Here is a 24,504-nt window from a genome sequence, read left to right as displayed (position 1 = left end):
CGCGGGTGATCAGCGCCGGACGGCGTCGATCTTCAGCATCTTCGCGATGACCGAGTCGAGCTCGCTGTCGTCGAAGACCTGCTTCCAGTCCTCCTTGATGAGCTTCTCGCGGCCGTAGCCCATCGCGATGTGGCAGGCGTCGGAGAACGGGTTCGAGCCGCGCAGGCCGTTCGTCAGCGCGATCCAGGTGTGGCCGTGGAGCATGGCGCGGGCGGCCTCGCGGGGCACGCCGACACCGGTGACCGTTTCTTCGAGGGCGTCGTTGAGGAAGTCGCCGATCATGCAGGCGATGGTCTCGACCAGGGTCGGCTCGAGCACGGCGAGCTGCTTCACCGTCACCCAGTGCACCTGGATGACCGGCGCGTACATGGTGGTGATGACGGCCTCGGCGACGGCCTTGGCGCGCTCGTCCTGGTCGCCGAGCGACTCTGACGCGTCGAAGGCCGCGATCACCTCCTGCGGGGCGGCGATGCCACCGAAGGTGTCGTCCCACTCGGCCTTGGTGGTGCGCTCGAGGAACACCGACGGGTGGCACGGGTGCGCCACGGCGTAGTGGACGTCCTCGCGCTTGGCGAGCAGTCCGGCGTAGGCGGCGGCGGGGTCGAGCGTCAGGATCGTGGCGCCGGGCTGCATCACGGGGACGAGCTGCTCGGAGACGGTGCCGAGCAGGACGTCGGGCACGGCGAGGATGACGACGTCGGCGGCCTTCGCGGCGTCGAGGCTGTCGGTGATCTCGCGGCCGAGGGCCCGGATGCGCTCCTGGCCGGCGGGCGAGGCCTCGCTGTACAGGGTCGTGTACTCGCTCTTCGCGAAGTTGTTCGAGACGCGGGTGCCCATCTTGCCGCCGGCACCGATCACGGCGACGGTGACGTCGGCCGTGCCGGATCCGGCAGCGACGGTGTGGGGGGTGGTGACGGTGTCGGTCATGATTCCTTGCTCCTGATGTACTCGATGGTGTGTTCGGTCCACGCCGCCTCGATGCGCGTGGTGGTCTGTGCGGGGGTCTCCCCCGGCAGGGGTTCGGCGCCGGCGTGCTCGTCCTGCCACGGCAGCCAGAACTCGATGACGCGGTTGATCCCCCGGGCGTCGGGCTCGATCGCGGCGCGGACGGCGTCGTGGTCGAGCAGTCCGGTACCGGTGCGGACGCCGGTGTACTGGAACCCGACCCAGCCCGGTGAGCGGGTGAAGGCGGCGTCCTTCACGTGCCAGTTGACGACGTGCGGGGCGGTCATCGCCACGACGTCGGCCGGGTGTTCGAGCCGGGCGACGGTGTTCGCCGGGTCGAGGCAGATGCCGAGGTGGTCGGAGCCGATCGCTTCGACGACGGCGACGAGGTCGGCGGTGGCGACGACCTCGTAGGTCTCCAGCGCGAGGGTCACGCCCGCGCGCTCGTAGGCGGGGAGCGCCTGCCGCAGGCGTCGTCCGGTCTCGGCCGCGTCGGGCTGGTCGTCGCCGCTCGTCCACATGCTCCGGACGAGGGTCGCGCCGAGCTGCTGCGCGACGTGCAGGTACCGGGCCAGGTGCTCCGGCCGGGTGCCACGGGTGCCGACCTCGAGCGTGATACCGAGGTCGGTGGCCAGGGACCGGATCGACGCCAGGCGCGCATCGGTCGCGGTGTCGAGCGGCAGGTGGTCGCAGATCTGGAACAGGTCGACGCCGTCGTGGCTCGCGGCGTCGCGCAGGGCGTCGTCGAGGGACATCGGCGACGGCACGCGGTCGGACATGCGCCAGAAGTAGGCGTAGGTGGAGAGGCCGAGCAGGGAGGTCACGCCGGTGCTCCGTCCTGCGTCGCGGCCAGCGCCTCGGCTTCGTCGAGGATCGTGCGGATCGCCTCGGGGTCGTGGGCGAAGCGGCCGAGGAACAGGCCGCCGATGCGTCCGGCACCGCGGGTCAGCAGGCCCGGACCGGCACTGCCGCCGTAGATCGCGACCGAGCCGGCGAGCTCCGGCCGGGTCGCCAGGTGCTGCTCGATCCCACCGAGCACCGCGACGATGTGCTCGTCGGGTGCGGGCTGCGGGGCACCGATCGCCCACACCGGCTCGTACGCGGCGATGAGCGGTCCGGCGAGACCGTCGGCGGTGGCCGTGGCGAGGAACCGGTCGAGCTGCGCGGTGACCTCGGCGATCGCGGCCGCGGGGTCGTCGTCGGCGGCGCGCGCGGTCTCACCGATGCAGATCAGGGGGCGCAGGTGGTTGCGGAACGCTGCATGGACCTTCCCCGCGATCTCGTCGTCCGTCTCGTGGAACAGGGAGCGGCGCTCGGCGTGTGCGATCTCGACGAGGTCGACACCGATCTCCCGGAGCTCCACGCCGGAGACCTCGCCGGTGAACGCGCCCTCGTCCGCCCACGCCAGGTCCTGCGCGCCGAGCGTCACGGGGGCGTCCCCGATCACCGCACGCACCGGCACGAGCGACGGGAACGTCGGCACCACGAAGAGCTCGACCGCGCCGGAGCGCACCGCCGGGTGGCTCCGGGCGATGTCGGCCACGGCGGCCGCCCACTCGAGCGTCCGGGCGTGCGAGAAGTACATCTTGAGGGACACCCCGATCGTCACGGGGGCGGCCGCCGCGGTCGCGGTCATCAGGCGTCGGTCCCCACCGGCGCGGAGCCGTCGTAGGCGCAGATGGCCTGGACCTTCGACGCGCTCGCGCTGGTCTGGTCGAAGGTGTAGCCGAGCCACTCCTTCGCCATCCGGCGCGCGACCTCGACCCCGACGACGCGCTGCCCCATGCAGAGGACCTGGGCGTCGTTCGACAGGATCGAGCGCTCGACCGAGAACGAGTCGTGCGCGGTCACGGCGCGGATGCCGGGGACCTTGTTCGCCGCGATCGCGACTCCGAGGCCGGTGCCGCAGACCAGGATCGCGCGGTCGGCCTCGCCGTTCGCCACCAGACGGGCGGCGTCGACGGCGACGTGCGGGTAGGCCGTGTGGCCGTCGGCGTCCACGCCCACGTCGACCACGGAGGCCACGCGGGGGTCCTTCGCCAGGTCGGCCTTGATGGCCTCCTTGTGGTCGAAGCCGGCGTCGTCCGAACCGACGACGATGCGGAACTGCTGCTCACTCATGCGGGTGTGCCTTTCGTGGTGGGGGTCAGGCGGGGACGGCGATGGTCGAGCGGACCGCGGCGGTGATCAGCGCGAACGAGACCGCGCCAGCGTCCGGGGTGCCGACGGCGTCCGCACCGTGGGTGCGTGCACGGCCCATCCGCGGCAACAGGTCGGCCGTGGCGTCGGCCGCGGTCTGCGCGGCGGCCGACGCGGCCGACCAGGCGTCGACGAGTTCGTCGCCGGCGTCGACCCGGGCGGAGAAGACCTGGTCGAACGGCACGAGTGCGTCGACCATGGTCTTGTCGCCGGGGACGGCCCCGAAGGCCAGGACGGCCTCGGTGGCGGCGTGCACCGCGCTCTGGACGGTGGCGGATGTCGGACGGGACTCGTCCCCGAGGACGCGACCCATGGCCTCCAGGGCAGCACCCCAGATCGCACCGGACGTGCCGCCGGCCTTGTCGGACCAGGCATCACCGGCGATCGCGAGGACCGAACCGGCGCCGGCGCCACGGGCGGCGGCGTCCTGTGCCGCACGGTCGGCGGCGGTGGAGCCGCGCTGCATGCCGATGCCGTGGTCGCCGTCGCCGGCGACGGCGTCGATGCGGCCGAGCTCGTCGGCGTGGTCGTCGATCGTGGCGCGGATCGCGGAGACGGCGCCCGCGACGCGGACTGCTGCGGCCCGGGACTGCTCGGTGCCGGGCGTCACGGGCACCACCACGCCGGCTTCGAGCACCTCGGCCGGCAGCGGCTGCTGCGGGACGGCGCCGCCCTTGCGGTACGCGGGGGCGTCGGCGGGGGCGGCCCAGAGCTGCTCGAGTTCGTCGTCGAGCCAGAACAGGGTGAGCGAGACGCCCGCCATGTCGAAGCTGGTGACGAGTTCGCCGACCTCGGGCTCGACGACGACGATGCCGGCCTCGGTGAGCTTCCGCTGGACGGCACCGAAGACGACGAAGAGTTCCTCGTACTTGACGGAGCCGAGGCCGTTGAGGATAGGGACGACGCGCGCACCGTCCGCTGTGACGCCGGACGGCAGCTCGGTGAGCAGCTCGTCGACGAGCAGGTCGGCCAGGCCGTCCGCTGTGGGGACGTCGGCCTCGGCGATGCCGCGTTCGCCGTGGATGCCCATGCCGATGGCCATCCGGCCCTCGGGGACGGTGAAGAGCGGTTCGTCGGCGCCGGGCAGGGAGCAGCCGGAGAAGGCGACACCGAAGCTGCGCGTGCGGTCGTTGGCGCGGGTCGCGATCGCGGTGACCGCGTCGAGGTCGTCGCCGCGTTCCGCGGCCGCGCCGGCCACCTTGAACACGCAGAGGTCACCCGCGATGCCGCGGCGCTGGTGCGCCTGGTCGGCGGGCGCCGAGGCGATGTCGTCGGTCACGCGGACCGTGCGGACGTCGATGCCCTGTGCCTCGAGCGCCCGTGCCGCGGCGTCGAAGTTGAGGACGTCGCCGGCGTAGTTGCCGTAGCTCAGCAGTACGCCGCCGCCGTGCTCGGACGCCTTCGCCACGGCGGTGACCTGCTGGGCGCTGGGGCTGGCGAACAGGTTGCCCATCGCGGCACCGACAGCCAGGCCGTGCCCGACGAGGCCGCCGAAGGCCGGGTAGTGGCCGGAGCCACCGCCGACGACGAGCGCGACGGTCCCCTCGGGGCTGGTGGTGGAGCGGGCGACGCCGCCGTGCACCCTGCGGACCCGGGCGCGGTTGGCGGCGACGAAGCCGTCGACCATCTCGTCGGCGAAGTCCGCCGGGTCGTTGAACAGGCGGGTCATGCGCCGGCCTCCTTCGCGATGGCGGTCGGTCCGTCCGTGGCCGCGGCTGCGGTCTCGGCTCCGGTCGCGGCGGCGGCCGCTTCGTTGCGCTTGGTGTTCCGGCCGAGGACGAACATCAGCACGCTCGACAGCACCATGAAGAACCCGACGATGAACATCGGCACCTGGTACCCGCCGGTCCACTCGCTGACCGCGCCCGTGATGTACGGGGCGGCGAACCCACCGAGGTTGCCCACGGTGTTGATCAGGGCGACCCCCGCGGCTGCGGCGGCACCGGTCAGGAACTGCGTCGGGACAGTCCAGAAGTTCGGCAGGGCCGCGAAGATCGCACACGCGGTGATCGCGATGACGGCGACGGTGGCCGCCGGGCTGTTCATGTACAGCGCGACCGGGATCGTCAGACCGCCGACCAGGGCCGGGACGGCGATGTGCCAGACCCGGACGCCACGACGGAAGGCGTCACGCGACCAGAAGTACAGGACGACCGCGGCCGGCACGTACGGGATGGCCGTGATGAGGCCCTTCTGGAACAGGTCGAACGTGGTGCCGAACTGCTCCTGGAAGCCGTCGATGATCGTCGGCAGGAAGAAGCTCAGCGCGTAGAGGCCGTAGATGAACCCGAAGTACACGGCGGCGAGCATCCAGACGCGGCCGGAGCCGAAGGCCGCACGCAGGCCGCCCTTGCCGTGGCCGTCGCCGCCGCCCTTCGCCGCGCTCTCGGCAGCGAGCGTCGTCTCCAGCCAGACCTTCTCGTCCTCGTCGAGCCACTTCGCCTGCGACGGCTTGTCCTTGAGGACGAAGAGGCACAGGACGCCGACGATGATCGCCGGGATCGAGACGCAGAGGAACATGAAGCGCCAGCCGGCCAGGCCGCCGAGGATCCCCTCGTGGGTCATCAGCCAGCCGGCGAGCGGCGAGCCGATGACGCTCGTGAGCGGCTGGGCCAGGTAGAACAGCGCGAGCATCTTGCCGCGGTGGCGAGCCGGGACCCACGTCGACAGGAACAGGATCGCGCCGGGGAAGAACCCCGCCTCGGCGATGCCGAGCAGGAAGCGCAGACCGACGAGCTGCGGGTAGTTCTGCACCCACGTGAAGAGCAGGGACACGATGCCCCACGTGATCATGATGCGGGCGAGCCAGATCCGGGCGCCGAACTTGTGCAGCGCGAGGTTGGACGGCACCTCGAGCACGAGGTAGCCGATGAAGAACACACCGGACGCGAAGCCGAACTGGGCGGCGGTCAGGCCGAGGTCGGCCTCCATGCCGTTGGGGGCGGCGAAGGAGATCGCGGTGCGGTCGAGGAAGTTGATGAAGAACATCAGTGCTACGAACGGCACGATGCGGATCGCGATCTTGCGGATGGCCGTCTTCTCGACGACCGAGGTGGGGATGCCTCGCGTGGCGGGGATGTCCACGATGACTCCTGCTCGGTGGGGGTGGTACGACTCCGCCCGGCTGCTGCGCCGGGTTGCCCGGTCGGCTGCGTCGGGGTGGTCCGGGCTGCTGCGCGGATCGGGAGCGGGCGCATCGGTGCGCCTGATCCAGTGTGCGTCGCGCTCGATCAACTTGTCAACCGGTTGACCATTTCGCGCGTCGGCTCGGACGAGGCCGTCCGCCCGGCGCGCTGGCTCCGCTCCCGCCGCAACCGGTTGACCGACCGGTACGCTCACTGCATGCCCGCGTTCAGCCCGGACGACCCCCTCAACATCCGACTCGAACTCGAGTCCGTGCCCGTCGGGTCACCCGCCTCGGTGGTCGCCCGACAGCTCGTCTCGCTGCTCACCGCCGGCGAGCTGGCCCCCGGGTCGCGGCTGCCGGCGGAGCGGGTCCTGTCCGAGCGGCTCGGCGTGGGTCGCTCGGCGGTCCGCGAGGCCCTCGCCGCCCTCGAGATCCTGGGCATCGTGCAGATCCGACCCGGATCGGGCACGTACCTGCGCGGCGGCACCTCGGACCTGCTGCCGACGACCCTGTCGTGGGGTCTGATGCTCGCGTCGAACCGCACCCGCGAACTGCTCGAGATCCGGTCCTCGCTGGAGCGCACGGCCGCGATCCTCGCCGCGCAGCGCGCCACCGACGAGCAGATCACCGAGCTCGGCGAGTACCTGGTCCGGCAGGAGGCGACGCTCGACGACCCGCAGGCCTTCATCGACGCCGACGTCCGCTTCCACGTCCTGCTGGCGCGAGCGTCCGGCAACGACGTGCTCGCCGATCTGCTGCAGAGTCTGCGCTCCATGCTGAGCGTGTGGGTCGCGCGCCGCGTGCAGACCCGGCAGGCGACCGAGGCCGCGTTCCACGAGCACCGCGCCGTCTTCGAGGCGTTGCGCGCCCGCGACGTGCCCGCCGTGCAGCGCGCGATGGACGAGCACATGGCCACGGCGAGCGCCCGCATCGAGCACGCCGAACCGCTGCCCGCCGACGAGTAGGGCTCGTGCGCGGTCGCGCGCGCTCGCGCCCGCTTCGTGAGCAGGAATGATCGGGTCCGTCGAGCCGGCCCGACGTCCTGTGCTCACGATCAGGGCGGACGGGAGGCCCGGGGCGCGCCCGCCCCGCACCGTGCGGGGGGGGGCAGCGCCCGCCTCAGCGCGGGAGCGGGACCGCTTCGGCGAAGGACGCCACGACGCGGGCGACGACCTCGGCGGGCGGGGTGTCCCAGATCGCCTGGTTGAAGAGCTCGACCTCGACGTCGCCGGAGTAGCCGGCACCCATCACCGCATCGGTCACCGGCCCGAAGTCGACGTGCCCGTCGCCCGGGTAGCCGCGTGAGAGCAGCGGGTCGGCCGCGAGCGGGGTGGTCCAGTCGCACACCTGGTACGACGCGATCCGGCGGGCGGCACCGGCCCGGGCGATCGAGGCCGCGAGCGCCGGGTCCCACCAGACGTGGAAGGTGTCGACGACGACCCCCACGGCCGCTGCCGGGAACGGGGCCGCCAGGTCGAGGGCCTGCGCGAGCGTCGACACCACGGCGCGGTCGGCGGCGTACATCGGGTGCAGGGGTTCGACGGCGAGCTGCACGCCGGTGCCGAGCGCGTGCGGCACGAGGGCGGCGAGGGCGTCCGCCACCCGCGCACGCGCACCGCCGAGGTCGCGCGAGCCCGCTGGCAGGCCGCCCGCGACGAGCACGAGGACGGGCACCGACCCCGGAGCACCCGCGGCGGCCAGGGCAGCGGTCTCGTCGATCGCCCGGCGGTTGTCGTCGAGTGCCCGCTGGCGTGCGGCCCCCTCGGGCAGGGTGAAGAACCCGCCACGGCAGTGCGACGACACCCGGAGTCCGGAGTCGGCCACCCGGCGCACGGCCTCGGCGAGCCCGAGCTCGGCGACGGGTTCGCGCCAGGTGCCGATCGCCCCGACCCCGGCACGGCGGACGGTGTCGAGCGCCCCGGGCAGGGTCGCGTACTTGATCGTCGCCTGGTTGACCGACAGCCGCGGGTGCGGCGCGGGCGACCCCGGCGCCACCGGCACGGGTGCACCGACCTGCGCGGCCGTGCCGGACGGCGTGCTCACGCGACCACCCCGGCTGCGGTGCGGTCGACGGCGGGTGGGGCGGGCCTCCCGGCCGTCGTCGCCACCCCGTTGACCGCGAGCAGGGCGTGCCAGCGCGCGGCGGCGAGGTCCGGGGCCTGCAGGGCGCCGCAGGCGTTCGCGAGCCGGACCGTCTCGGACAGGTGCGACAGCGAGCGGCCGGCGTGCTGGCCACCGACCATGGCGAAGGCCGGCTGGTGCCCGTTCAGCCAGGCGAGGAACGCGATGCCGGTCTTGTAGTGCCAGGTGGGGGCACTGAAGAGATGTCGGGACAGGGCCTCGGTCGGTCCGAGCAACGAGCGGTAGGCAGCCTCGTCGGGCAGGGCACGCACAGCGGCCGAGGCGAGCGGTGCGATCGCGGCGAAGGCCCCGAGCAGGGCGTCGGAGTGCACGCCGTCGCGGTCCGCGATCAGGTCGACGTAGTGGAAGTCGTCACCCGTGAACATCCGGGCGGTCTCGGGCAGCCGGGCGCGGAGTGCCACCTCGGCCGTCGCGTCGAGCAGGCTCATCTTGATGCCGGAGATCCCCGGCCCGGCGTCGCGCATGATGTCGAGCACCGTGTCGGGGCCCCGGTGCCCGCCGAAGTACCCGGCGAGGGCGGGGTCGAACGCCTCCCCCAGCCAGTGCAGGACGACGGGGGCGCTCGCCCGCTCGACGACCCCACGGTAGACGCGGCGGTAGGTGTCCGGATCGTCCAGCGCGAGTCGTGCCAGGTGGCGGCTGGCCATCAGGACCACGCCCGCCCCGGCGTCCTCGGCGTGGTGGAGCTGCCGGGCGTAGGCGTCGACGACCTGCTGCTCGGTGACGGGTTCGTCGGGCAGGTCGTCGGTGTTCACGCCGACGACGATGCGACCGCCGACCGACTGCGCCTCGCGGGCGGAGCGCGTCACGAGCTCGCGGGTCACCGCCGGGTCCAGTCCCATGTTCCGCTGCGCGGTGTCCATCGCGTCCGCCACACCCAGCCCCCACGACCACAGGTGGTGGCGGAACGCCAGGGTGGCGTCCCAGTCGAGGTCGGCCGGGGCTCCGGGGGTGTTGTCGGCCGCGACACGCGGGACGACGTGGGCGGCCGCGTAGACGATGCGCTCGGTGAGCGGTGCCGCGGGCACGGCAGTGGCGTCGACGGCCGGTGCGCCCAGCGGCGTCCGGCTCGTGGTGCCGTCGGGCGCCAGCAGGGTCAGGTCCGTCATGCGGACGCCCCGACGGTCTCGGTGCGCTGGGCGACCTCCGGCGTCTCGACCGGGAGGCGCGGATCGGCCCCGGCGGGCAGGGTCAGCTCCGGCAGGTCCACACGCCGGCCCTCGGCGCTGGAACGCAGACCGGCTTCCGCCAGCGCCACGCCGCGGGCACCGGACAGCAGGTCGTAGGGGTGCGGGCGCCCGGCGACGAGGTCCTGCAGGAAGTCCTCCCACTGGGCGCGGAACCCGTTGCCGTAGACCTCGTTGTCGGGGACCTCGAGCCACTGGCTGCGGTAGTCGGCGTCGTCGCGCAGATCGGGGTTCCAGACGGGCTTCGGCGTCGCCGTGCGGGGCTGGATGCGGCACCCGAACAACCCCACCACCGCGCTGCCGTCGGTGCCGTCGACCTGGAACTCGACGAGCTCGTCACGGTCCACCCGGACCGCCCAGCTCGAGTTGATCTGCGCCGTGACGCCGCCGGCCAGGTCGAACACGCCGTACGCGGCGTCGTCGGCGGTCGCCGGGTACGGCACACCCTGCTCGTCGGTGCGCTGCTCGATGTGCGTGACCGCGCGGGCGTAGACGGACTCGACGCGGCCGAACAGCTGCTCGAGCACGTAGTTCCAGTGCGGGAACATGTCGACGACGATGCCGCCACCGTCCTGCCGGCGGTAGTTCCAGCTCGGGCGCTGCGCCGACTGCCAGTCCCCCTCGAACACCCAGTACCCGAACTCGCCGCGGACGCTCAGCACCCGGCCGAAGAACCCGGAGTCGAGCAGGCGACGGAGCTTCCGCAGCCCGGGCAGGTAGAGCTTGTCGTGCACGACGCCGTTCGGGACGCCGGCCTCGGCCGCGAGCCGGGCGAGTTCGAGGGCCTCGGCGGAGGTCTCGGCCGTCGGCTTCTCGGTGTAGACGGCCTTGCCGGCGGCGATTGCGCGGCGGAGCGCGTCGGCACGGGCACTCGTCACGGCGAAGTCGGCGAAGACCTGCCAGCGGGGATCCGCCAGGGCGGCGTCGAGGTCGGTGGTCCAGTGCTGCAGGCCGTGCCGGGTCGCGATCTCCTCGAGCTTCGCGGCGTTCCGACCGACGAGCATCGGTTCGAGCTGCACGCGCGTGCCGTCGGGCAGCCGCAGACCGCCGTCGTCGCGGATCGCCAGGATCGACCGCACCAGGTGCTGCCGGTAGCCCATGCGCCCGGTGACGCCGTTCATGATGATGCCGATGGTGCGCGTGGTGGTCAACGCGTGCTCCCTTGCTCGCTGTGGCCCGCTCTCCGTCGTCGTGGAAAGCGCTTGCCGGAACCGTACACCACGGGGTGCGTCGGGTGCGCGGTGACGAGGTCAGCGGGCGGTGCTGGCGCGCAGGACGACCTCGCCGTCGACGGCACCGTCGGCTTCGAGCCCGAGCGCACGGCGGACGGCCCGCTCGCCGATCTCCTCGAGCGGCAGCCGCACCGTGCTGAGCGCCGGCACGACGTCGGCGAGCATCCGCACGTCGTCGAACCCCGCCACGCCGACGTCCACCCCGGGCACGAGCCCGCGCTCCCGGATCGCCGCGACCGCCCCGACGGCCATCAGGTCGGTGACCGCGAAGACGCACCGGGGCACCGCCGCCCCACCCTCGGCAGCTCGGTCCAGCAGCGACACCATCGCCCGGTACCCGCCGTCGCGCGTGAACTCGGAGGGCACCACGTCGTCGTCGGGCACCCGCAGACCGTGGGCCGCGAGGCCGGCGACGAACCCCTCGACCCGGGCGTGCGCGGTGACGAGGTCCGGGTCGCCGGCGAGCACGGCGAACGAGTCGTGCCCCTGTTCGACCAGCGCACCGGCGAGCGCCGCAGCCCCGCCGAGGTTGCGGATCACGACGCCGTGCACGCCCGGGACGCCCGCTGCGGCACCGTCCAGGTCGGACACGAGCGCCGACACCCCCGCCCCCGCGGCGACGAGGCCACCGACCGCCGCCGCGACTTCGGACGGGCCGGAGCCCGTCGCGGATCCGGAGCCGATCCCGAGCCGACGGCTGACCGCCAGCACGACGGCTCGCGGGCGGAGTCCGGCGACCACGTCGAGCACCGCCACTTCGCGCGACGGGTCGCCGCCGGTGGAGGTGATCGTGACGACGAGCCCGGCGTCGTCGGCGGCGCGGATCGCGCCGGCGGCGATCGCGGCGAAGTACGGGTCGGCGATGTCGCCGACGACGAGCGCCAGTGTCGTGGTCGACCCCCGAGCGACGGCCTGCGCCTGCACGTTGGCGGTGTAGCGCAGGGCCCGGGCGGCGGCGCGCACCCGGTCCACCGACTCCTGCCGGACCTTGCGGGTGCTGCCGTTGAGTGCCCGCGAGGCGGTCGCGAGCGACACCCCTGCCCGCTCGGCCACGTCGGCCAGGGTGACGGTGCCTCGCTCGGGCATGTCGTGCCTCCAGTCAGGGTCCGCGCCGTGCGCGGCCTGTGGCGAGGATAGCGATTCCCCGCCGACCAGGGCGGGGTTCCGAGCGGCCGGTCACGCCGTCGAGACCGCAGGTCACATTGTCAGAACAACCCTCAGGAAAGCGCTTGCCAGAACGGCGGGGGTCGTGTAGACCTGGGGTCCTCGGCCGAGACACCCCGAACGCTCGCCCACGGCACATGCACGTGGTCCCGAACGAAAGCAGTGACGATGAAGTCATCCAAGAGAATGCTCGCACTCGCCGGCGGGATCGCCGCGCTCGCGCTCCTGAGCGGCTGCGCCTCCGGCGGGTCCGGGGACGGCGGCAAGGTGGACGAGCTGACCTTCTGGCTCTCCACCTCGTCCGCCCAGGAGAAGGGCTACCAGGACCTCGCGACCGCCTACGAGAAGCAGACCGGCGTCACGGTGAAGATCGTGAACCTGCCGTACGACGGCCTGCAGACCAAGCTGCGCGAGTCGGCGCAGGCGAACTCGCTGCCCGACGTGGTGCGGGCCGCGGGCATCGACCCGATCTGGAGCGGCAAGACCGTCGACCTCGCCTCGATCGTCAGCGACAAGGCGAACGGGATCGACCAGGACCTCATCGCGAAGGACAAGGACGGCAAGGTCACCTCGATCCCGTCCGACGTCACCGCGGCCGGACTGTTCGTGAACAAGTCGCTGTTCGACAAGGCCGGCGTCGCGTACCCGACCGACCCCGCGAAGGCGTGGACGTGGAACGAGTTCCTCGACGCCGCCGACAAGGTGAAGGCCGACACCGGCGCCAAGTACGACCTGGTCTTCGACTCGTCGCCGTCGCGCCTGCGGGCCTACATGTTCACCAAGGGCACCGACTTCATGCAGCAGGAGAAGGACGGTTCCTTCCCCACCGACGCGAAGACCGTCGACGCCCTGCAGGACTTCGCCGACATGAACGACGACTCGGTCATGCCGAAGTCGGTGTGGACGAGCGGCCAGGACCCGAACGCCCTGTTCAAGAGCGGCCAGGTCGTGGCGTACTTCTCCGGTGTCTGGCAGTCGTCGGACTTCGCGTCGAACATCACCGACTTCGACTGGGCCAGCGCCGCCACCCCGGCCGACCCGACCCACGCCACCGAGATCAACTACGGCGGCAGCATCGTCGGGTTCGAGAACTCCGACACCCGCGGCGCCGCGGCGAAGAAGTTCATCGACTACATGTACGACCCGACGAACTACGCGAAGCTCGTGACCACCAACGGGTTCCTGCCGGTCGAGTCCGGGCTGGACATCACCTACCCGTTCACGTCGCAGGCAGCCAAGGACTCCTTCGCGCTGTACCAGAAGGAGATCGAGGCGGCCGACCCGATCTCGAGCTCGTACGCCAAGGCAGCGTCGGAGTGGGCGGTCGAGGGCAAGGAGATCGGCACCGACCCGACCACGGCCGAGGTCGGCAAGCTCATCAACGGGCAGCAGTCGGCCAAGGAGACGCTCGACACGATCACGAAGTACTACGAGGAGCACGTGGGGTGACGGAACGGGGTCGGGCGCATGCGTCCGGCCCCGTTGTCTCTCCTTCCACAGCAGCACCACGTCGAACGAAGAGGATCATCGTGAGCATCCCCACCGCAGCCGGTGACGTGCAGACCGCCGTCCCCACCCCGGTGCCGCCCCGCCGGCCCGGAGCCGCGAAGACGACGAAGCGCCGCCGCTCCGGCGTCAGCAAGCCCGTCCTCGCCCCGATCCTGTTCGTCAGCGTGAACGCCGTCCTGTTCGTGGTGTTCTTCGTGTGGCCCGCCGTGATCGGCCTCGGCTACTCGTTCACCGACTACAACGGCGTCGTCGACCCGAAGTTCGTCGGCCTGGCGAACTACGTCGAGCTGTTCGCCGACGACACGTTCTACGCTGCCCTCGGTCGCACCTTCCTGTACGCGATCGTCGCCGTGCCGCTCGGCTTCGTCCTGTCGCTCTCGATGGCGCTCATGCTCACGAGCCCCGCGGCGAAGGGCCGGAGCGTCGCCCGCATCGTGTTCTTCGTTCCGTGGCTCATCTCCCCCATCGTCACCGGTGTGATCTGGCGGTGGATGTTCGGCGAGAACTTCGGGCTGGCCAACTTCGTCATCGAGTCCCTGGGCGGCAAGGCCGTCCCGTGGCAGTCGAACGCCGACCTGTCGCTGCTGGTCGTCGTCTTCGCCACCGCGTGGGCCGGGGCGGCGTTCAACATGCTGCTGTTCGTCGCTGCGATCCGGAACGTCCCGCAGTCGTACTACGAGGCCGCATCGCTCGACGGTGCCGGCACCTGGCACCAGTTCCGCTACATCACCCTGCCGAGCATCGCGCCGACGTCGTTCATCGTGATCCTGCTGTCGTCACTCAGTGCGTTCAAGGAGTTCGCCACCGTGCAGGCGCTCAACGGCGGCGGCCCCGGCACCGACAACAACCTGCTGGTGCAGTACATCTACACGAACGGGTTCCAGAACGCCCACATCGGCTACGCGAGCGCGGCGTCGATGGTCCTCATGCTCATCCTCATGGCCATCGCGCTGATCCAGCTGGCCGTGAACCGCCGGACGGAGTCCCGTCGATGACCGCCACGCTCCCCACCGAGACCGACAAGACCGGAAGCGGCCGTCGGGCCGGACGGTCCGGCCGGAACGGTCGCTCCGGCTCCGGCCGATCTGGCCGCTCTGGCCGCTCGAAGGCTGTGGACGCCACGCCGCGTCCCCAGGCCATCGCCGCCACGGCCCTGCTCTGGGTGTTCATCATCGCGTTCGGGTTCCCGGTGCTGTGGTTCGTGCTCAGCGCGTTCAAGCCGGGCGGCGAGCTGTTCTCGTACCCGCTCACCCTGCTGCCGAAGAACTGGTCGGTCGAGGGCTTCGCCGAGGCGTGGTCCAGCTACGACTTCGCCCAGTACTTCGGCAACACCGTGATCGTCGCCCTGGTCACCACGGCGCTGACGGTCCTGGCGAGTGCGGCCACCGGGTACGCGCTGGCGAAGTACGACAACCGGTGGCTGAAGGTGTTCTTCGTCTGCATCCTCGCCACGACGATGCTCCCCACCGAGGTGATCCTCGCTCCGACGTTCATCGTCATCCGCGACCTCGGCATGTACGACTCGCTGGCCGGCATCATCGTGCCGTCGGTGATCACGGCCACCGGCATCTTCATGTTCCGGCAGTTCTTCATCACCGTGCCGGACGACCTGGTCGAAGCGGCCCGGATCGACGGTGCGAGCGAGTTCGGGATCTTCTGGCGGATCATGCTGCCGATCTCCCGCCCGATCATGCTGACGCTCGCGATCTTCTCGTTCCAGTGGCGGTGGAACGACTACATCTGGCCGCTCCTGGTGCTCAACGACCCGAAGCAGTTCACGATCCAGATCGCCCTGCAGAGCATCGTCGGTGCCGAGAACGTGAACTGGACGGTCCTGCTCGGTGCCTCGGTCATCTCGATCATCCCGCTCGTGCTGCTCTACCTGGTGTTCCAGAAGTACGTGAACGGCGCCGACCTCAACGCGGGTCTGAAGGACTGATGGGGTTCCTCGACCTGGCCGGCCCGGCCGCCGACGCCGAGGTCGCCCGCCTGCGGCTGGCCGACGACGACCCGGCCACGCTGCAGCACCGGGAACTGATGGCGCGTGCGCTCGCGTTGGTCGGTGCGTGGGTCCGGCAACGGCCTGGAGGCCCGGCTCACCCCGCAGACGACGACCTCACCACCGCGCACGGCTGGGTCCGGCACCTCGCGACCCGGCAGTCGCCCGGCGGCACGTTCGTCGGCGGCGACAACGTGCTCTCCCCGCCGGACTCCGCGTTCACCGTCAACGACGTCTGCGACGCCCTCGAACTGCTCGCACCGCACCGGGCGACGGTGCCGGCAGCGGCCGCGCTGGCCGACGACCTCGACGCGATCGTGCACCGGGCGACCCCCGCATTGCTCACCGGTGGGGTGCACACCCCGAACCACCGGTGGGAGATCGCAGCCGCCCTCGCCCGGGTGCACCGACTCCACCCGGCTGCGGCGCTGCTCGACCGCATCGACGCGTGGCTGGCCGAAGGGCCGGACATCGACGCCGACGGTCTGTGGTCGGAGCGGAGCCCGAACTACGCGTCCGCCGTGTCCGGGCCGTCGTTCCTGGTGCTCGCCGCCGTGCTCGACCGCCCCGCCCTGCTCGACCCGGTGCGCCGCTCGCTCGACGCCACGCTCGCGCTCCTGCTGCCGGACGACACCGTCGAGACCGTGCAGTCCCGACGGCAGGACCAGTCACAGCCCTTCGGGATCGGGCCGTTCGCGCCGCTGCTCTGGCACGTCGCGGTGCTCGACGGCCGAGGCGACCTGGCCGCGGTCGCCGCCCGCGCCGCCGTGGCCGAGACCTGGCAGCCCGCCACCGTCGCCGCGCGGTCGATGACCGATCCCCTGCTCGGGCGTCCGCTGCCGGAACCCGTCGCCCTGGCGCCGGCCGTGCACACCTTCGCCGACGCACGGCTCGTGCACGTCCGCGAGCCCGACCGCAGTGTCGTGCTCTTCGCCGGTTCCGACGTCCCGGCCCAGGGCCACGTGCGGTCGGGGCTGGCGAACAGCCCGACGTTCCTGCGGGTCGTCGTCGGGTCGGTCGTGCTGTCCGACGTGCGGCTCTCGCGGGAGTTCTTCGGCCTCGGACCGTTCCGACCGACCGCGCTCGAGTCCCTGGGCGACGGACGGTTCCGGCTGACCGAGACCGTGTCCGCCGGCTACCACCAGCCGTTGCCCGCGAGTGCTCGCCAGCCGGACGGCCGCTACCCGCTCGCCGACGAAGGTCGGTTCTCCGCCGCCATGGCGTTCGGCGCCCGGTCCGTCGACACGGTGGTCCTCAGCACGACCGTCGACGTCGCGGTGACACCGGACGCCGTCGTCCTCGACGTCGTGACCGAGGGGGCCGAGGTGCCGTGGTCCCTGCAGCTGACGTTCAGCACCGGGGGGACCCTCACGGGCGTCGAGACCGACGCCGTCACCGGGGAGCGGGTCCTGGCGGAGGGGACCGGCAGCTACCGCGTCGGTTCCGACGTCGTGACGTTCAGCCCGGGCAACGGCGCCGGTCCGGGCCAGCCGGCGGGCTACACCCCGGGACAGGACTACGCGTTCCTCGGCGGGACCGACCGACCGCAGGGTGAGCACGTCCACGTCACCGGGAGAGCCCCCGGCTCGGCACGCATCGTGATCGGGACGGGCCGGTGACGCTGCCGGGCGTGGTGCTCGTCGGAGCCCGCGGCTACGGCCTGCACCACCGCGCGAACATCGACCGGCTCGTGGCAGCAGGGGTCTGCACGGTGACCGCCGTCGTCGACCCCGCGCTCGGCACGACCGCCGACGCCGGTGTGCCCGTCGTGGCCGACGTGGCAGCGGCCCGCAGGCTCGGGCCGGTGGACGTGGTCGTCGTGGCGGCTCCGATCGCGGCGCACCTGCCACTCACCCTCGATGCGCTCGACGCCGGCGCCGACGTGCTGCTCGAGAAGCCCCCGGTCACCACGCGCGACGCCCTCGACGTGCTGCTCGAGGCCGAACGTCGGACCGGCAGGGTCGTGCAGGTGGGGTTCCAGAGCCTCGGTTCCGCCGCGCTGCCGGCGTTCCGTGACGGGGCGCTCGTCGGTGCCGTCCGGTCTGCGGCCGCCGTCGGCACGTGGACCCGCGACCGGGCGTACTGGGACCGCTCCCCCTGGGCGGGGCGCCGTCGGGTCGGCGGCGTGGACGTGCTCGACGGCGTCGTCACCAACCCGCTCGCCCACGCCGTGGCGACGGCCCTGGCGCTCGTCGGGTGCCGCCGGACCGCCGACGTCGCGCGGGTCGAGGTCGAGTTGTACCGGGCGAACGCCATCGAGGGCGACGACACCTCGGCCGTCCGGGTGACCACGACCGCCGGCCTCGAGGCCACTGCCGCGCTCACGCTCTGCGCCACGACCGAGGTCCCGCCGACCGTGAGGGTGCGGGGCGCGACGGGGGACGGCGTGCTGCACTACACGACGGACGACGTCACGATCGACGGCACGACCACACGCCTGGAGCGCACCGACCTGCTCGAGAACCTGCTGGCGCACCGGTTGCGCGGCGCCGAACTGCTCGTGCCGCTCGTCTCGACGGGAGCGTTCGTCGAGGTGCTCGAGGCGGTCCGCGCGACCGAACCCGTGCAGCTCGACCACCCCTGGGTGACGTGGGAGGGTGAGGGCCCGGCCCGGCGCCCGGTGGTGACCGGTGTCGAGGCCACGATCGAGCGCGCCGCCGACGCCCGCGCGCTGTTCTCGGAGGTCGGGGCACCGTGGGCGCACACGGCCCGCGACGAGACGCTGCAGGAGCTCCGCGTGGACGACGTCACGGTCGCCGTCGAACGCGACGGGGCCGGCACGATCGCCACGTCGTCCCCTCGGCCGTACCTGCACCCGGTCCGGACCCTCAGCGGCACCGTGGTCAGCGCGCACCACCCGGGCGACCACGACTGGCACTGCGGGGTCGGCGTCGCGATCCCCGACGTCGACGGCGTGAACTGCTGGGGCGGACGGACCTACGTCCACGGCCCCGGCTACGTCTGGCGCGACGACCACGGTTCGGTTGAGGTCGTGCACGCCGCGCAGCACGGACTCGGGTCGACGGAGGAGCTGGTCTGGCGGGGTCCGGACCGCGCGCTGGTCATGCACGAGGACCGCACCCTGCGCTGGCGCTCGGTCGGAGCCGGGTGGGAGTTGTCCTGGTCGTCGTCGTTCCGCGCCCCCGGCGACTCCCCCGTGCACCTCGGCGGCCCGGGCAGCAACGGCCGGGTCGGCGCGGGCTACGGCGGCTTCTCCTGGCGGTTCCCGGAGTGCACCGGGGTCGTCGTCCGGACCGCCGACGCCGAGGGCGAGACCGCCGTGCACGGCTCGGTCGCACCCTGGATCTCCTGGTCCGCGGTGTTCGACGGCGGGCCGGCGACGATCCGCATCGAGGCCCTCGACCACCACGACCCCTGGTTCGTCCGCGCCGAGGAGTACCCGGCGATCGGCTCGGCCCTGGCGTGGGACATCCCCGCGGTCGTGCAGCCGGGCGCACCGCTCGTCCGCTCCTTCCGCGCGACGATCACCGACGGCGGTACGCTCGCCGGATGAGCACCGGGGACTGGGAAGCACGCGTCGCGACGCTGTGGGACGACGAGACGATCGACGACCACCAGCGGATCGAGCGGATGCGTGACCTCGCAGCGGACGCCCCGCACCCGGCCCTCGGCGCGTTCGAGCTCGGCGGCGCCTTCGACTCGGGCGGCCACGAGGCCGAGGCCGACGTGCAGTACGCCGCCGCGACCGCAGCGGGTCTCGACACCGTCGACCCCGAACGCGCGGCGCGGATGGTCGTGCAGCACGCCTCGACGCTGCGGAACCTCGGCCGGGTCGAGGCCGCCATCGCGATGCTCCGCGACGCCCCCGAGCACCCCGCCACCGGGGCGGCACCGCGGGTGTTCCTCGCGCTCGCGCTGCACAGCGCGGGACGCTCGGCCGAGGCCCTGCGCGTCGCGATCGAGGCCGTCGAGCCGACGCTCCCCCGCTACCACCGCTCCGTCAGCGCCTACGCGGCAGCACTCACCGAGGACTGACGCGTCAGGCGATCGCGACCTCGCCCCGCGCCATGAGCTCACGGGCCCGACCGGCGTCGGCAGCCGGTGGACGACCGTGCAGGGCGCGGTAGTCCCGCGAGAAGTGCGAGGCGCTCCGGTACCCCACCGCCGCAGCAGCCTGGGCAGCGGTGTCCCCGAGCACGATCATCCGCCGCCGGGCCTCTCCCAGCCGCAGCCGCCGCAGGTACTGCACCGGGCTCATCCCGGTGACCTGCCGGAAGCGTGCGAACAGGGTCGACTCGCTCGTCCGGACCGCCGCGGCCAGGTCGGCGACCGACCACGGGTCCGCCAGCCGATCGGTGAGCAGGGCCGTGGCGGCCGCGACCACGTCGCCGTCCCGGTTGCCGATCGCGGCCAGGATGCGCGGGGCCTGGTCGGTCTGCAGCAGCCGGAGCACGACCTCGCGGGTGACGAGCGGGGCGAGGACCGCCATGTCCTCCGGAGTGTCGAGCAATCCGACGAGTCGCGCGAACGCGTCCGCCAGCGCTGGTGTCCAGCTGCCGAGTCGGGCCGGCGGCGCTTCGTCCTGGTGCGGGCGGGACATCGCCGTCGCGACCTCGGCCACCACCGCGGGGTCGAGCTGCCAGACGACCGCGACGAATCCCGCCGGTTCTTCCACGGCGACCACACCGGCGATCACCGGCAGGTCGACGGGTGTGATGATGAAGCGCTCGCGACCCCAGAGCTGGTCGTCGTCCCCGACGATGGACCGCTTCTGCCCCGCGAGCACCACCGACACCGACGGCGTGTAGCGCTGGTACCCGAGGTCGGTCGGCGCGTCGACCCGGGCCAGGCGGAGTCCGAGCCGTCCGGCGCGCTCCGTGTCGTCGACGTGGGCCAGGACGCTCTGCAGCGCGCGGTCCAGTCGGTCCGAGGTGACGTCGTCCATGTACTCATTCTGTCGACCCGATGGATGCGCTGAACGCCCGTGCTGGATCCGGCAAGCAGTCCGGAGTCCTGTGCAATCGCCGACCGCCTCGCCGGACCGAGCATCGGAGCATGCAGACCAACGAAGCACTCCTCGACTCCTTGACCTCCGACGACCGACTGGCCGGCCGGACCGCGCTGGTGACCGGCGCCTCGAGCGGCATCGGTGAAGCCGTCGCCAGGGTCCTCGCCGCCTCCGGCGCGACGGTCGGTGTCGCCGGCCGTGACGTACAGCGCACGCAGGCCGTGGTGGACGCCATCACCGCCTCAGGTGGCTCCGCCGTGGCCGTCATCGGCGAGCTGAACGCGCACCCTGACGCCGTCCGCGACCTCGCGGCCAGTGCCACGGCGGCCCTCGGTGGCCGGGTCGACATCGTCGTCAACAACGCCGGCGTCTACCCGGTCGGCCCGACGGCGCTGCTCCCCGATGACGACGCCGAAGCGCTCTGGGCCACGAACGTCCGAGCACCGCACGTCCTGGTCGGCGCCCTGGCTCCGGGCATGGTCGAGCGCGGCTCGGGTGTCATCGTGAACATCGGCTCGTGGATGTCCCGCGTCGGCGTCCCCTTCACGGCGCTGTACCCGGCGACGAAGGCGGCCGTGGAGCAGCTGACCCGGGCGTGGGCCGCCGAGTTCGGCCCGCACGGTGTGCGGGTGTCGACGGTCTCCCCCGGTGCCACCGCCACGCCGGGCAACGCCGACTCGCACGACGTCCTCGCGCAGATGACGGCGGGCACACCGGCCGGCGCACCCGTCCGGCCGGTCGACGTCGCGTTCGCCGTGCGCTGGTTGGCCTCCGACGAGGCGTCCTTCGTGCACGGCGCCACCATCGACGTGGACGGCGGCATCGCCGCGACCCGCCTCGGCTGAGGCCCCCCCCGGCCGAGCGGGCGAAACACCCGGGTTCATGCGCGGAGGCACCCCGGCATTCCGCCCGCTCGGCAACCCCGACCCACGCGCACGAACCCCCACCACCGCGAGCGGGCGAAACACCCGGGTCGGCCCGCGGAGGCACCCCGGCATTCCGCCCGCTCGGCAGTGCGAGCCGACGGGCGCGAACACGCACCACCGCGAGGGGTCACGACACCCCGCCGACCGGCGGGCGAGTGGTCACGAACGGTCGGGCGGGAGCGCGTCAGCCGACGGATCGCGACCGCTCGGCGGACGGCGCCGGCGTGGCGGTGGACGCCACCACCGGCGGACGGGAGGCGCGGTGCGGGGTGGCACCGCGCCTCCCGTCAGGCGGTGTGGTCGCCGCCCACCCGTGGGACCGGCAGCGAGTCGCTGGTCGTGCGCAGGGACTCCTGCCGGATCTCGAGCTGCGAGACGGCGAGCGCCGCCAGGTCGCGGAGGTTGGCGAGGTCGTCCTCGGTGGCCTGCCGCGGTCGGGTGTCGAGCACGGCGAGGGTGCCGATCGGCGCGCCGTCGTGCCGGACGAGCGGGACGCTGACGTAGAAGCGGATGCCGAGCGGGCCGGTGACCAGGGGGCTGTTGCGCATCTCGGGGTGTGCGGAACCGTCGGGGATCACGACGGGGACGGGCACGGGCGCGAAGCCGTTGGTGAAGCTGATGCTCCGGGCCGCCTCGTCGATGCCCTCGGCGATGTACGACTGGGACCACTCGCGGTCCTCGTCGAGCACCTCGATCAGGGCGATCGGTGCGTCGAAGAGCCGGGCAGCCATGGTCGTGGTGCGCTGCAGCGACTCGTTCGGCAGCGTGTCGAGGGTCGCCGGGCGATCGGTCTCGGGTCGCGTCGGCACCGGGGCTGTCTCGTCCGTCGGCTCGACCACGTGGTCGGGGGCGGCGGTCTCGGCGATCACGACGTCGCGGAGCATCGTGACCAGTTCGGGGCCGAGCGGACGGGCTGCGGGGTCCTGCGCGGTCATGGCGCGGAGCAGGTGCTTCCAGTGCTCGGGCAGGGGTTCGGGGACCACGGGGTCGCGGGACAGCCGCGCGACGGCGGACTCGACGAGCGAGCCCGGGAACTCCCGGCGGCGGGTGAAGCACTGCAGCAGCACGAGGCCGAGCGAGTAGACGTCGCTCGGCGGGCCGACCTCACCGCCGCGCGCCTGCTCGGGGCTGAGGTAGGCGGCGGTGCCGGTGGTCACGCCGTCGGCGGTCAGCCGTTCGACGCCGGCGGCGAGCGCGATGCCGAAGTCGGTCAGGCGTGCGCGGGCCCGTTCGGAGGCGTTGCCGTAGTCGACGAGCAGGATGTTCGACGGCTTGATGTCGCGGTGCACGACGGCGTTGGCGTGGATGTAGTCGAGCGCCTCGGCCATGTCGTAGCCGATCTCGGCGATGTGGCGCGAGGCGAGCGGGCCGACGCTCAGACGTTCCTCGAGGTCCTGCCCGACGACGAGCGACATCACGATGTAGCGCTGCTGGGTGCCGTCCTGGCTGGTGACGACCCCGGCGTCGAGCAGGCTGACGAGGTTGTGGTGCTCGAGCGACGCCAGCACGCCGAGTTCGGCCTCTTGCCGGGCGATGTCGACGATGCCCGCGTGGAAGAGCTTGATCGCGACCGGGCGGTGCAGGCTCTCGTCCACGCCGCGGTAGACGACGGACATGCCGCCCTGACCGATCGCCTGTTCCAGGCGGTACCGACCGTCGAGCAGCGGCGCGCTCGCGTCGTGTTCTTCCGTCGGGATCATCCAACCCTCGTCCTCGGCTCCGGCACCAACGATGCATCTTCGCATCCCGACGGGTATCCGTGTCGCCGAGCGGCGTTTCCCGGATCGGGGCGCGGTGCGCGGGGGCGCCACAACACCGGTGTTCGCGGGTCGAACACGCGCAGGTCGCGGTGCACCTCGGCAACACCGGTGTCGTGCGCCCCTCGGTGGCGCTGGTCGGCAGCGCGCGCGTACGCTCGGCCCGACGAAGGAGTCATGCCATGCCCGCGAGGTTCGTCTACTGGATCAACGTCTCCGTCGACGGGTTCGTCGAACGGGCACCCGGCGAGCACGACGGCCTGGACGGCCCCGACTGGATGCGCATCGACGAGCCACTGCACCGCGAGTTCAACGCCCGGGCCGCCGCGATGACCCTGTCCGTCGAGGGCCGGGTCGTGCGCGACATGATGGACCCGTTCTGGCCCGATGCCCGGCACGACGAGTCGATGCCCGAGTACCTGCGCGAGTACGGCGAGATCTGGACCGCGCAGCCGAAGATCCTGGTGTCCCGCACGCGGACCACCGCCGACCACGACACCCGGGTCATCGGAGGCGACGGCGACGCGATCGACGAGCTGGCCGCGATCCGTGCCGAAGGCGAGGGCGACATCGGCGTCGGTGGGCCGAGCATCGCGAGTCAGCTGCTCGACGCCGGGCTGCTCGACGAGGTCATGCTCTTCACGCACCCGTCGGTGCTCGGTGCCGGTCGGCCGCTGTTCGATCCGCCGCTCTCGGGGCACCGTCCGCTCGTGCAGCTCGACCTGCTCGAGCAGCAGCGCTCCGACAACGGCGTCACCCTGCACCGGTACGACGTCCGGCGGTCCTGAACGCTCGGGCGGTCAGTCCGCGCCGGGCATTGCGCCGATCACGCGAACGTTCCAGGCGCTGTCGCGGTCGCTGTCGAACCCGTTGAAGGAGATGCTGTCGACGTCGGCGCGCCAGGTTCGCCGCAGGTCGATGCGTTGCTCCCCGTCGCCGCAGGGCATCGCCTCGATGATGTGGTTCCGCGACGTTTCCCGGGAGACGACCATGACCGAACCGCTCATGTGCCCGTCACCGAAGCACGAGAACTCGAGGTGGTCGACCGTCTCCGGGTGCGCGAACGTGATCGTGACGCCACGGTCGATCTCGTCGTCGTTCCCCGTCGCGCTCTGCCCGGCGGGTTCTTCGGCGAACATCGCGCCGAGGTCCCGGTCCGACTCGGCGGCCATCTGCCGCTTCTCCCAGGCGTGCAGCGCCGCCTCGTCGACGGGCGGCGGCCCGGCGCAGCCGGCCAGCAGCAGCACGCCCGCGATCGCGGGCAGGAGCAGGGCGGGGACGGAGCGCACGCTGTGAGCCTAGTGACGCTGCGGACCCACACCGCGAACGCCGGGAGGCGCGGTGCCAG

The 24,504-nt window shown here is 72.4% G+C and carries 22 protein-coding genes; 9 read left to right on the top strand and 13 right to left on the bottom strand.

Features of this window, described 5'->3' with window-relative positions:
- Positions 1–9: 9 nt before the first annotated feature.
- The 6 genes from BIU95_RS06380 to BIU95_RS06355 are packed head-to-tail and all read right to left on the bottom strand — an operon-like array spanning position 10 to position 6,228.
- On the bottom strand, positions 10–927 hold the full coding sequence (locus tag BIU95_RS06380) for a phosphogluconate dehydrogenase C-terminal domain-containing protein (protein WP_017885792.1): 918 nt from the start codon (positions 925–927) through the stop codon (positions 10–12).
- The gene (locus BIU95_RS06375; RefSeq protein ID WP_017885793.1) at positions 924–1,769 is read right to left on the bottom strand and encodes a sugar phosphate isomerase/epimerase; all 846 of its coding nucleotides are present in this window, start codon (positions 1,767–1,769) and stop codon (positions 924–926) included. Before BIU95_RS06375 ends, BIU95_RS06380 begins: the two co-directional genes overlap by 4 nt.
- Positions 1,766–2,581 carry a triose-phosphate isomerase family protein gene (locus BIU95_RS06370; RefSeq protein WP_071251018.1) on the bottom strand — a complete coding sequence of 272 codons (816 nt, stop codon included), beginning with the start codon at positions 2,579–2,581 and terminating at the stop codon, positions 1,766–1,768. Before BIU95_RS06370 ends, BIU95_RS06375 begins: the two co-directional genes overlap by 4 nt.
- Complete coding sequence (locus BIU95_RS06365) at positions 2,581–3,066, bottom strand: ribose-5-phosphate isomerase (protein WP_042540403.1); 486 nt, start codon at positions 3,064–3,066, stop codon at positions 2,581–2,583. Before BIU95_RS06365 ends, BIU95_RS06370 begins: the two co-directional genes overlap by 1 nt.
- Before the next feature lie 25 nt (positions 3,067–3,091).
- Positions 3,092–4,813 carry a dihydroxyacetone kinase family protein gene (locus tag BIU95_RS06360; protein ID WP_071251015.1) on the bottom strand — a complete coding sequence of 574 codons (1,722 nt, stop codon included), beginning with the start codon at positions 4,811–4,813 and terminating at the stop codon, positions 3,092–3,094.
- Entirely contained in the window at positions 4,810–6,228 is a 1,419-nt protein-coding gene (locus BIU95_RS06355; protein WP_017885797.1) for an MFS transporter, read from the bottom strand. Before BIU95_RS06355 ends, BIU95_RS06360 begins: the two co-directional genes overlap by 4 nt.
- A 258-nt stretch (positions 6,229–6,486) precedes the next feature.
- On the opposite strand from BIU95_RS06355, the gene BIU95_RS06350 reads away from it, so the two are divergent.
- Positions 6,487–7,236, top strand: coding sequence for a FadR/GntR family transcriptional regulator (locus BIU95_RS06350; protein ID WP_017885798.1), 750 nt, complete (start codon positions 6,487–6,489; stop codon positions 7,234–7,236).
- Between the two features lie 154 nt (positions 7,237–7,390).
- On the opposite strand, the gene BIU95_RS06345 is transcribed toward BIU95_RS06350, so the two are convergent.
- From BIU95_RS06345 to BIU95_RS06330, 4 genes are all read right to left on the bottom strand, one after another.
- On the bottom strand, positions 7,391–8,266 hold the full coding sequence (locus BIU95_RS06345; protein ID WP_071251029.1) for a sugar phosphate isomerase/epimerase: 876 nt from the start codon (positions 8,264–8,266) through the stop codon (positions 7,391–7,393).
- A 44-nt stretch (positions 8,267–8,310) separates the two neighbouring features.
- Positions 8,311–9,522 (bottom strand): DUF993 family protein, encoded by a 1,212-nt coding sequence (locus BIU95_RS06340; protein ID WP_071251013.1) that lies wholly within the window; start codon positions 9,520–9,522, stop codon positions 8,311–8,313.
- Positions 9,519–10,721, bottom strand: coding sequence for a Gfo/Idh/MocA family protein (locus BIU95_RS06335; RefSeq protein WP_175470731.1), 1,203 nt, complete (start codon positions 10,719–10,721; stop codon positions 9,519–9,521). The genes BIU95_RS06340 and BIU95_RS06335 overlap by 4 nt, the downstream gene beginning before the upstream one ends.
- Before the next feature lie 129 nt (positions 10,722–10,850).
- A complete protein-coding gene (locus BIU95_RS06330; protein WP_042540409.1) occupies positions 10,851–11,918 on the bottom strand; it encodes a LacI family DNA-binding transcriptional regulator in 1,068 nt (355 codons plus the stop codon).
- Positions 11,919–12,164: 246 nt separating this feature from the next.
- Here BIU95_RS06330 and BIU95_RS06325 point away from each other — a divergent pair, with 246 nt between their 5' ends.
- The 6 genes from BIU95_RS06325 (at position 12,165) to BIU95_RS06300 (ending at position 19,500) form a co-directional block, all read left to right on the top strand.
- Positions 12,165–13,445: an extracellular solute-binding protein gene (locus BIU95_RS06325; protein WP_071251027.1), complete on the top strand. Its 1,281-nt coding sequence runs from the start codon at positions 12,165–12,167 to the stop codon at positions 13,443–13,445.
- A gap of 80 nt (positions 13,446–13,525) precedes the next feature.
- Positions 13,526–14,500 carry a carbohydrate ABC transporter permease gene (locus tag BIU95_RS06320; protein WP_217639429.1) on the top strand — a complete coding sequence of 325 codons (975 nt, stop codon included), beginning with the start codon at positions 13,526–13,528 and terminating at the stop codon, positions 14,498–14,500.
- Positions 14,497–15,444: a carbohydrate ABC transporter permease gene (locus tag BIU95_RS06315; protein WP_081612179.1), complete on the top strand. Its 948-nt coding sequence runs from the start codon at positions 14,497–14,499 to the stop codon at positions 15,442–15,444. Before BIU95_RS06320 ends, BIU95_RS06315 begins: the two co-directional genes overlap by 4 nt.
- Positions 15,444–17,123, top strand: a complete 1,680-nt coding sequence (locus tag BIU95_RS06310) for a hypothetical protein (protein ID WP_071251009.1) — start codon at positions 15,444–15,446, stop codon at positions 17,121–17,123. Before BIU95_RS06315 ends, BIU95_RS06310 begins: the two co-directional genes overlap by 1 nt.
- Positions 17,124–17,134: 11 nt before the next feature.
- A complete protein-coding gene (locus tag BIU95_RS06305; protein WP_254783286.1) occupies positions 17,135–19,018 on the top strand; it encodes a DUF6807 family protein in 1,884 nt (627 codons plus the stop codon).
- The gene (locus BIU95_RS06300) at positions 19,015–19,500 is read left to right on the top strand and encodes a tetratricopeptide repeat protein (RefSeq protein WP_071251006.1); all 486 of its coding nucleotides are present in this window, start codon (positions 19,015–19,017) and stop codon (positions 19,498–19,500) included. Before BIU95_RS06305 ends, BIU95_RS06300 begins: the two co-directional genes overlap by 4 nt.
- A gap of 4 nt (positions 19,501–19,504) precedes the next feature.
- Here the strand turns inward: BIU95_RS06300 and BIU95_RS06295 are convergent, their stop codons facing one another.
- Complete coding sequence (locus BIU95_RS06295) at positions 19,505–20,410, bottom strand: AraC family transcriptional regulator (protein ID WP_017885809.1); 906 nt, start codon at positions 20,408–20,410, stop codon at positions 19,505–19,507.
- A gap of 110 nt (positions 20,411–20,520) precedes the next feature.
- Between BIU95_RS06295 and BIU95_RS06290 the strand changes: the two genes are divergently transcribed.
- Positions 20,521–21,318 carry an SDR family NAD(P)-dependent oxidoreductase gene (locus tag BIU95_RS06290; protein WP_071251005.1) on the top strand — a complete coding sequence of 266 codons (798 nt, stop codon included), beginning with the start codon at positions 20,521–20,523 and terminating at the stop codon, positions 21,316–21,318.
- A gap of 368 nt (positions 21,319–21,686) precedes the next feature.
- Here the strand turns inward: BIU95_RS06290 and BIU95_RS18580 are convergent, their stop codons facing one another.
- Positions 21,687–23,099, bottom strand: coding sequence for a GAF domain-containing serine/threonine-protein kinase (locus BIU95_RS18580; protein ID WP_017885811.1), 1,413 nt, complete (start codon positions 23,097–23,099; stop codon positions 21,687–21,689).
- 239 nt (positions 23,100–23,338) lie between these two features.
- Here BIU95_RS18580 and BIU95_RS06280 point away from each other — a divergent pair, with 239 nt between their 5' ends.
- Positions 23,339–23,944, top strand: a complete 606-nt coding sequence (locus tag BIU95_RS06280; RefSeq protein WP_017885812.1) for a dihydrofolate reductase family protein — start codon at positions 23,339–23,341, stop codon at positions 23,942–23,944.
- 12 nt (positions 23,945–23,956) lie between these two features.
- Here BIU95_RS06280 and BIU95_RS06275 read toward each other — a convergent pair whose 3' ends face one another.
- Positions 23,957–24,445 carry a hypothetical protein gene (locus BIU95_RS06275; protein WP_017885813.1) on the bottom strand — a complete coding sequence of 163 codons (489 nt, stop codon included), beginning with the start codon at positions 24,443–24,445 and terminating at the stop codon, positions 23,957–23,959.
- Positions 24,446–24,504: the final 59 nt, after the last annotated feature.

Origin of the sequence: Curtobacterium sp. MCBA15_007, from assembly GCF_001864905.1 — a bacterium.
GTDB lineage: Bacteria > Actinomycetota > Actinomycetes > Actinomycetales > Microbacteriaceae > Curtobacterium > Curtobacterium poinsettiae.
This window is presented reverse-complemented; position numbering and strand designations above follow the sequence as displayed.